Origin of the sequence: Streptomyces cahuitamycinicus, assembly GCF_002891435.1 — a bacterium.
In the GTDB taxonomy this organism is placed as follows: domain Bacteria; phylum Actinomycetota; class Actinomycetes; order Streptomycetales; family Streptomycetaceae; genus Streptomyces; species Streptomyces cahuitamycinicus.
Window position 1 is genome coordinate 1 of record NZ_POUC01000432.1, and the last position, 6658, is coordinate 6658.

At 72.0% G+C, this 6658-nt stretch carries 8 protein-coding genes; 5 read left to right on the forward strand and 3 right to left on the reverse strand.

Going from position 1 to position 6658, the window contains the following annotated elements; genetic code table 11:
- Positions 1–741 (reverse strand): FAD-binding oxidoreductase (locus C1J00_RS35765; RefSeq protein WP_146046318.1); only part of this gene is annotated, 741 nt, incomplete at its 3' end.
- Between the two features lie 378 nt (positions 742–1119).
- Here C1J00_RS35765 and C1J00_RS47295 point away from each other — a divergent pair.
- Both C1J00_RS47295 and C1J00_RS47300 read left to right on the forward strand, forming a co-directional pair.
- Entirely contained in the window at positions 1120–1386 is a 267-nt protein-coding gene (locus C1J00_RS47295; RefSeq protein ID WP_245936631.1) for a hypothetical protein, read from the forward strand.
- Positions 1383–1523, forward strand: coding sequence for a hypothetical protein (locus tag C1J00_RS47300; protein WP_245936632.1), 141 nt, complete (start codon positions 1383–1385; stop codon positions 1521–1523). Before C1J00_RS47295 ends, C1J00_RS47300 begins: the two co-directional genes overlap by 4 nt.
- Here the strand turns inward: C1J00_RS47300 and C1J00_RS35775 are convergent.
- Positions 1510–2796, reverse strand: a complete 1287-nt coding sequence (locus C1J00_RS35775) for a cytochrome P450 (RefSeq protein WP_439333464.1) — start codon at positions 2794–2796, stop codon at positions 1510–1512. The two genes, C1J00_RS47300 and C1J00_RS35775, sit on opposite strands and share 14 nt — an antisense overlap.
- A gap of 17 nt (positions 2797–2813) precedes the next feature.
- The gene (locus C1J00_RS35780) at positions 2814–4127 is read right to left on the reverse strand and encodes a glutamine synthetase family protein (protein WP_439333465.1); all 1314 of its coding nucleotides are present in this window, start codon (positions 4125–4127) and stop codon (positions 2814–2816) included.
- 368 nt (positions 4128–4495) lie between these two features.
- Here C1J00_RS35780 and C1J00_RS35785 point away from each other — a divergent pair, with 368 nt between their 5' ends.
- From C1J00_RS35785 to C1J00_RS35795, 3 genes are all read left to right on the forward strand, one after another.
- Complete coding sequence (locus tag C1J00_RS35785) at positions 4496–4684, forward strand: ferredoxin (protein WP_102913108.1); 189 nt, start codon at positions 4496–4498, stop codon at positions 4682–4684.
- A 1-nt stretch (position 4685) separates the two neighbouring features.
- On the forward strand, positions 4686–5897 hold the full coding sequence (locus C1J00_RS35790; RefSeq protein ID WP_102913109.1) for an NAD(P)/FAD-dependent oxidoreductase: 1212 nt from the start codon (positions 4686–4688) through the stop codon (positions 5895–5897).
- On the forward strand, positions 5894–6658 hold a 765-nt coding region (locus C1J00_RS35795), incomplete at its 3' end, for an acetoacetate decarboxylase family protein (RefSeq protein WP_102913110.1). The genes C1J00_RS35790 and C1J00_RS35795, both read left to right, overlap by 4 nt.

The window sequence follows — 6658 nt, forward strand, 5'->3', positions numbered from 1 at the left end:
GACGAGGACGGTGAAGAAGCCGTAGACGTCATCGGGCGCCTGCGGGAGGAACTCGCGGTACCACGCCAGCACTTCGCGGGTGCTCTCGACCGGCCACACGGTCACCCCGGCCCCGACCGTGCCCACCGGGTGCAGCCGGTAGGTGAGGGAGGTCGCGATGCCGAAGTTGCCGCCGCCGCCCCGCAGTGCCCAGAACAGGTCCGGGTGCTCGGTCTCGCTCGCGGTGACGAAACCGCCGTCGGCCAGTACCACGTCGGCGGCGATCAGGTTGTCCACGGTCAGCCCGTACTTGCGGGTGAGGTAGCCGTGGCCGCCGCCGAGGGTCAGGCCCCCGACGCCCGTCATGGAGATGATGCCCGTGGGGGTGGCGAGTCCGAAGGCCTGCGTGGCGTGGTCGAGGTCGCCGAGATGGCTGCCGCCGCCGACCTCGGCGGTGCGGGCCTCCGGGTCGACCCGCACCCAGCGCATCGGCGAGAGGTCGATCGTCACGCCGTCGTCCACCAGGCACAGGCCGGGACCGCTGTGCCCGCCGCCCCGCACGGCGAGTTCCAGGCCGTGGTCGCGGACGTAGGTGACCGCGGCCATCACGTCGGCGGCGTCCGCGCAGGGCACGAGGGCGGCGGGCCGTTTGTCGATCATCGCGTTGTAGATCTTGCGCGCCTGGTCGTATCCGGCGTCCTGCGGGCCGATCACCGGCCCCCGAAGCGCGGTCCGCATGTCTTCCAGGGTGGCGGTGTCCATGGTGATCTCCTCGGCCGCGTGATGGTACCGACATCACCAGCCTCCCGCCGACCGTGGGACGATGCACGTCCGGAGCACGGGAACGCCTCCCGCCGAGATCGTGCCCGCACGGCCCGGGCGGGCGCCTGAAACCTGGTGGCGGCCCCGCACGGGAGCGTGTGACGGTACGGTCCATGGGCAACTCCAAGGCATACGCCGTTCTGCGCACCGCCGACGCGAGCACGGCATACACGCAGGCCAGGCGTCTGTGCGCCCTGCTGGAGCAGGAGGAAGAGGTGTGGCTCACCGCGGAGCTGCGCACGGCCGGGCAGGTGCGGCGGATGGCCGCGATCCTTCCCGGCGTGACCTTCGAGCACGCCGGAGCATGCACCGATCCGGTTGACCGGCCGCTGTGCCGGGTTCGATGCCGACCTGACGACGGCGGACGACGCGGCTCTGGTGGCGCACCTGCCGCTCGACATCATCGAGGAGGTTCCGCCGGGGAGCGTCGTGGCGCGCTTCGCGACGGCCCTCGGCCGGGATGCGGCCGCCATCGAATGGCACGGCAGATGGCCGGACGAGCCGGCAGCGGGCCACTACGGATCGCCCCCGTACGACGGCGTCCAGGTCGTCTTCCACGGTGACCGGGCCCAGCGGGGCCGATGACCGAGGAGCACACCGTCTTCGTGCACGTGACCAAGTTCGGCGACCTGCCCCGCGCCCGGAAACTCGCCGCGCACATCGGCAGCGAGGTCCTGGGCGAACCGCAACGGTTGGTGATCGCGGGCGTCAGGCCGGGGTGACCTCCACCGGCAGCCTCTTGATGCCGTTGACGAAGTTGGAGCGCACGCGCGGCACGTCGCCGGTCAGGCGGATGTCCGCAAGGCGCGGGATCAGTTCCTCGAACATGATGCGGATCTCGGTGCGGGCGAGCAGGTTGCCCAGGCACAGGTGGGGGCTGCCCTTGCCGAAGGTGACGTGGTCGTTGTCGCGGCGCGCGACGTCGAAGTCGTAGGGGTTGCCGAAGACGTCCTCGTCGCGGTTACCGGAGGCGAACCACATCACCACCTTGTCGCCCTCCTTCACCCGCTTGCCGCCCAGTTCGACATCGCGCGTGGCGGTGCGGCGGAAGTGGTAGACGGGGGAGGCCCAGCGCAGGAACTCCTCGACCGCGACCGGGATCAGCGACGGGTCCTCCCGGAGGCGGGCCAGCTGCCCGGGATGCTGGAGGAGGGCCAGCATCGAGTGGGAGATGGTGTGCCGGGTCGTCTCGTTGCCGGCGACGACCAGCAGCAGGAAGTAGTTGTCGAAGTCCTGCGGGGAGAGCGGCACTCCGTCCCGGGGCGTGGTGTTGACCAGCCGGGAGACCAGGTCCGTGCCGTCGCCGCCGCGCCGCTGCCGGGCCAGTTCGCGGCCGTACTCGAAGACCTCCAGCGAGGCGGGGGAGCGGAAGGGCAGGTCGCGGTACTGCTCGCTCTCCTCGCTGTGCAGCAGGACGTCCGCGTAGTCGGGGTCGGTGTGGCCGATGATGCGGTTGCCCCAGTCGATGAGCTTGCGGTTCTCCTCAGGGGGCACGTCCAGCAGCCGGGCGAGCACGTTGATGGGGAAGTCCGCCGAGACGTCCTCGACGAAGTCGAAGCGGCCCTTGGCGAGGGCGGCGTCGAGGGTCCTCGCGGTCAGCCCGCGCAGGAAGTCCGTGTACCCGCTGATCACGTTCGCGCCGAACTGCCGCTGGATGACGCTGCGCAGCGCCCGGTGCCGGACCCCGTCCAGTTCCAGGATCGAGGCGCGCTTCTTGATCTGGTCGTCGTCGACCTCCTCCAGGTTGACGAACCTCGTGGACGTGAAGGTCTCCGCGTCGCGGTCCACCCGGACGATGTCCTCGTGCCGGGTCACCGCCCAGAAGCCGGAGTTGGGCGCCTCCTCGGGCTGCCAGTGGACCGGGTCCTCATGGCGCAGGGTGTGGAACATCCGCCAGGGCGTCACGCCGTCGGTGAAACGGTCCAGGTCGGTGAGGTCCACGTCGGCCAGGGGCAGCGGCTCGCGTACGGCGGCGGTGGGGGTCTCGGTCGTCATCGGCATGCTCCTCGGCGTCACAGGTGGTAGGCGTACTCGGTGAACTCCCAGTCCGTGACGTGCCGGTGGAAGCGTTCGACCTCGTCGCGCTTGTAGGAGAGGAAGGACGTGGTGAAGCCCTTGCCGAGCAGGCCGGTCAGGGCGGTGTCCGCCTCCAGCGCGTCCAGCGCGGCGGACAGGGTCTGTGGGAGGGCGGCCGAGCGGGCGGTGTCGTAGCCGTAGCCCTCCAGTGGGGCGGGCGGCTCCTCACCTTCCAGCACGCCCAGCAGCGCGGCGGCGGCCGTCCCGGCGATCGCCAGGTAGGGGTTGGCGCTGGCGTCGCCGAGGCGCAGTTCGAGCCGGGCGCCGGTGCCGCGCTCGGGCGGGATGCGCACCATGGCGCTGCGGTTGTCCAGGCCCCAGTCGATCAGCCAGGGCGCGAGGGTGTCCGGGCCGAAGCGCTTGTACGAGTTGACCGTGGGGTTGAGCAGGGCGGCCAGGGCGGGCGCGTGGGCGAGGACGCCGGCGACGGCGTGCCGGGCGGTGGCGGACAGGCCGTACGGGCCCGACGGGTCGTCGAAGGTGTTGCGGCCCTCCTCGTCGTCGCCGGACAGGTGGAGGTGGAACCCGGAGCCGCCGGCGTCGTTGAAGGGCTTGGCCATGAAGGTGGCCAGGCGGCCCTCCTTCCGCGCCAGTTCCTTGATCGCGGCTTTGAAGCGGAAGGAGCGGTCGGCGGCCGACACGGCGTCCGAGTGGGACAGGTTGATCTCGATCTGGCCGCCGTCGAACTCGTGGTTGCCGCTGATCGCCCCGACCCGCAGATCACGCACGTGGCGCAGGGTGCGCAGCAGGTGGTTGTCCGGGTCGGCGCGCAGGCCGGCGGTGTAGACGACGCCCGGGTCGGGTGCGTAGCGGCGCCAGCCGCCGGAAGGGTCCGGGTCGCACAGGAAGTACTCCAGCTCGGGCCCGACCACCGGCCGCAGTCCGTGTTCGGCGCACCGGGCGAGGACGGAGCGCAGCAGATCGCGGGGCGACTCGGGGGCGGGCGCGCCGGTCGCGGGGTCGACGACCTCGCCCAGACAGGCGGCCACCCCCGGCTCCCAGGGCAACGGGACCAGCGTGCCGAGGTCCGGCCGGACGCAGATGTCCGGCAGCCCCGCGTCCAGCCCGCCGCTGACCGGGACCACGTCCCCCTGCGGGCTGGTGTGGTAGACGGCCCGGCAGAACGCCAGGCCGTGCTCACAGGCCCGGGGCAGCTCTTCGAGCAGCACGTCACGCGCCCGGTCGGTACCGATCAGGTCGGGATAGGTCACCCGGACCACGTCGATGCCGTCGGCTGCGAGCCGGTCCATGTGGCGGCGGACTTCTTCGGTTGCGTGAGCGCTCACCGTTGTCTCCTCGGGCGGACGTCGGGACACCTCCGGGACACGGGGCCGGGGAGGCGGGTGGCGTGAGAGCGAGCGTCCGGGCGCGGCGGAGCCAGGACCGCCCAGGGCTGTTTGACGCCAAACGGTAAGCGGGGGAGAGGGGCCCCGCAAGAGGCCGGGGCAAAGAATTTATCCATCCGGATAGCTCTTGACCGGGCCTCCGCCTCTGCCTACCTTGTTTGAAGCCAAACGAGTTCGGGGTGCTTCCACGCCCCGTTGGCCGGGGCCCGGCCCTTCCGGCCGGGCCCCCTCTCCCTTCCGCATCGACGCCCTCACATTCAGGAGGACCGGCCATGAAGGTCGTCGTCGACATGAACAAGTGCCAGGACCACGGCCAGTGCGTCTTCTCGGCCCCCGACGTCTTCCGCATGGACGACGACGGTCGCCTCGCCTACCTCCCCGACCCTGACGACGCCCTGCGCGACGAGGTCGAGGAGGCCGCGGACGTCTGCCCGCTGCAAGCCATCCGGATCGAGGACTGACATGAGCGGGCGCATCGTCGTCGCCGGCGCCTCCCTCGGTGGACTGCGGGCCGCCGAGCAGCTGCGCGCCGCGGGCTGGACCGGCGGCATCACCGTGATCGGCGACGAGCCGCACCCGCCGTACAACCGGCCCCCGCTGTCCAAGGAGGTCCTCGCGGGCAAGGCGGCCTTCGCCTCGCTGGCCTTGACCCCGAAGGCGTCCGCGAGAGACGTCCAGTGGCGCCTGGGTACGAGGATCGTCTCCGCCCGGCTCGCCCGGCGGACCGTCGAACTCGACGACGGCTCGGTGCTCCCCTACGACGGTCTGGTCGTCGCCACCGGGATGCGGCCCCGCCGGCTGGGCTGCCCCGGGCCGGTCGCCGGCCGCCACACGGTCCGGACCATCGACGACGCTCAGGTGCTGCGCGACGGGCTGACCCGGCCCGGCGTACGGGTCGTCGTGGTCGGCGCCGGGTTCATCGGCTGCGAGGTCGCCGCCACGGCCGTCGGGCTCAGGGCCGCCGAGGTGACCGTGGTCGATCCGCTGCCCCTGCCGATGGCCGGGCCGCTCGGGGAGCTGCTCGCGCGGGAACTGCGCGCGCGGCACGAGAGGCGCGGGGTCCGCTTCGTGCTCGGATCGGGCGTGGCCGGGTTCGAGGGCGGCGACCGTGTCACCGGGGTCGTGCTGAGTGACGGGTCGGTGCTGCCCGCCGACGTGGTGGTGGAGTCCGTGGGATCGGTCGCCAACACCGAGTGGCTCGACGGCAACGGACTCGACCTGAGCGACGGCGTGCTCACCGACGGACACCTGCGCGTCGGCGGCCGGCCCGAGGTCGTCGCGGTGGGTGATGTCGCCCGCTTCCCGAACGCCCGCTACGACGGTGTGCCGCGCCGGGTCGAGCACTGGTCCGTGCCCGCCGACTCGGCCAGGCACGCGGCGAAGATACTCGTCGGCGGCGACACCGGCCTGCCGCCCTTCGCGCCGCTGCCCACCTTCTGGAGCGACCAGCACGACGTCCGGTTGCAGTCCTTCGGGGCGCCCGGCCTGGGGCTCGGCGATGTCCGGGTGCTCGACGGCGACCTCGCGGGGGACGTGCTGGTCGGCTACCACCGCGACGGTCTGCTGGTGGGTGTCGTGGCGCTCGGCGGGCCCTCCGCGGCCCGGGCCGCCGCCCGGTACCGCGCCGAACTGCTGAAGCAGCCCGCCCTCACCTCGCAAGGAGCCCTCTCGTGACCGGTCTTCGTGGCTACTTCCATCCCAAGACGGCGACGGGCGCGTCGTCGCTGGTCCCCTCACCACCCTGGAGGTACTCCGGTGACCTGCTCACCGTGGAGTACCGGACGGACCCCGCACGCGTGCGTGAACTGCTCCCCGAGCCACTGGAGTTGGCGGACGACGACCCGGGGGCCGTGGCCCTGATCTGGGCCGACTGGCAGTCGTGCTCGACGTCGGGGCAGGAGCTGCTGGACCCCGTGCGGGCGCAGTACAAGGAGGCGTTCGCGGTGGTGCGGTGCCGGTTCCGGGGGCGGACGTACTCGCGGTGCGTCCACATCTGGGTGGACAAGGACTTCGCGATCGCGCGGGGGCTGCACCAGGGGTATCCGAAGAAGCTCGGCTCCATTCACCAGACGCGGCCGCATCCCTACGGGCCCGCTCCGCGGATCGAGGCGGGGGCCCGGTTCGGGGCGACCCTGGCGTCCGCGGACCGGCGTCTCGCCCAGGCTGTGGTGACGCTGCGGGAGCCGTCCGGGAGCGGCGGGTTCGTCAACGCGCATCCCATGGCGCATCACCGGTGGCTGCCGTCGATCGAGAAGGGAAAGGGGCTCGCCCTCGATGAGCTGATCGAGTCCGGGGCCGCGTCCTTCGAGGGCGGTCGAGCGTGGGTGGGTGACGCGGAGCTGGAGCTGTTCGAGGCGCCGACGGAGGAGCTGGCGCGGCTGGAGGTACGGGAACCGATCGCCGCGTACTACCGGCAGGTCGGGGTGGTCTGGGAC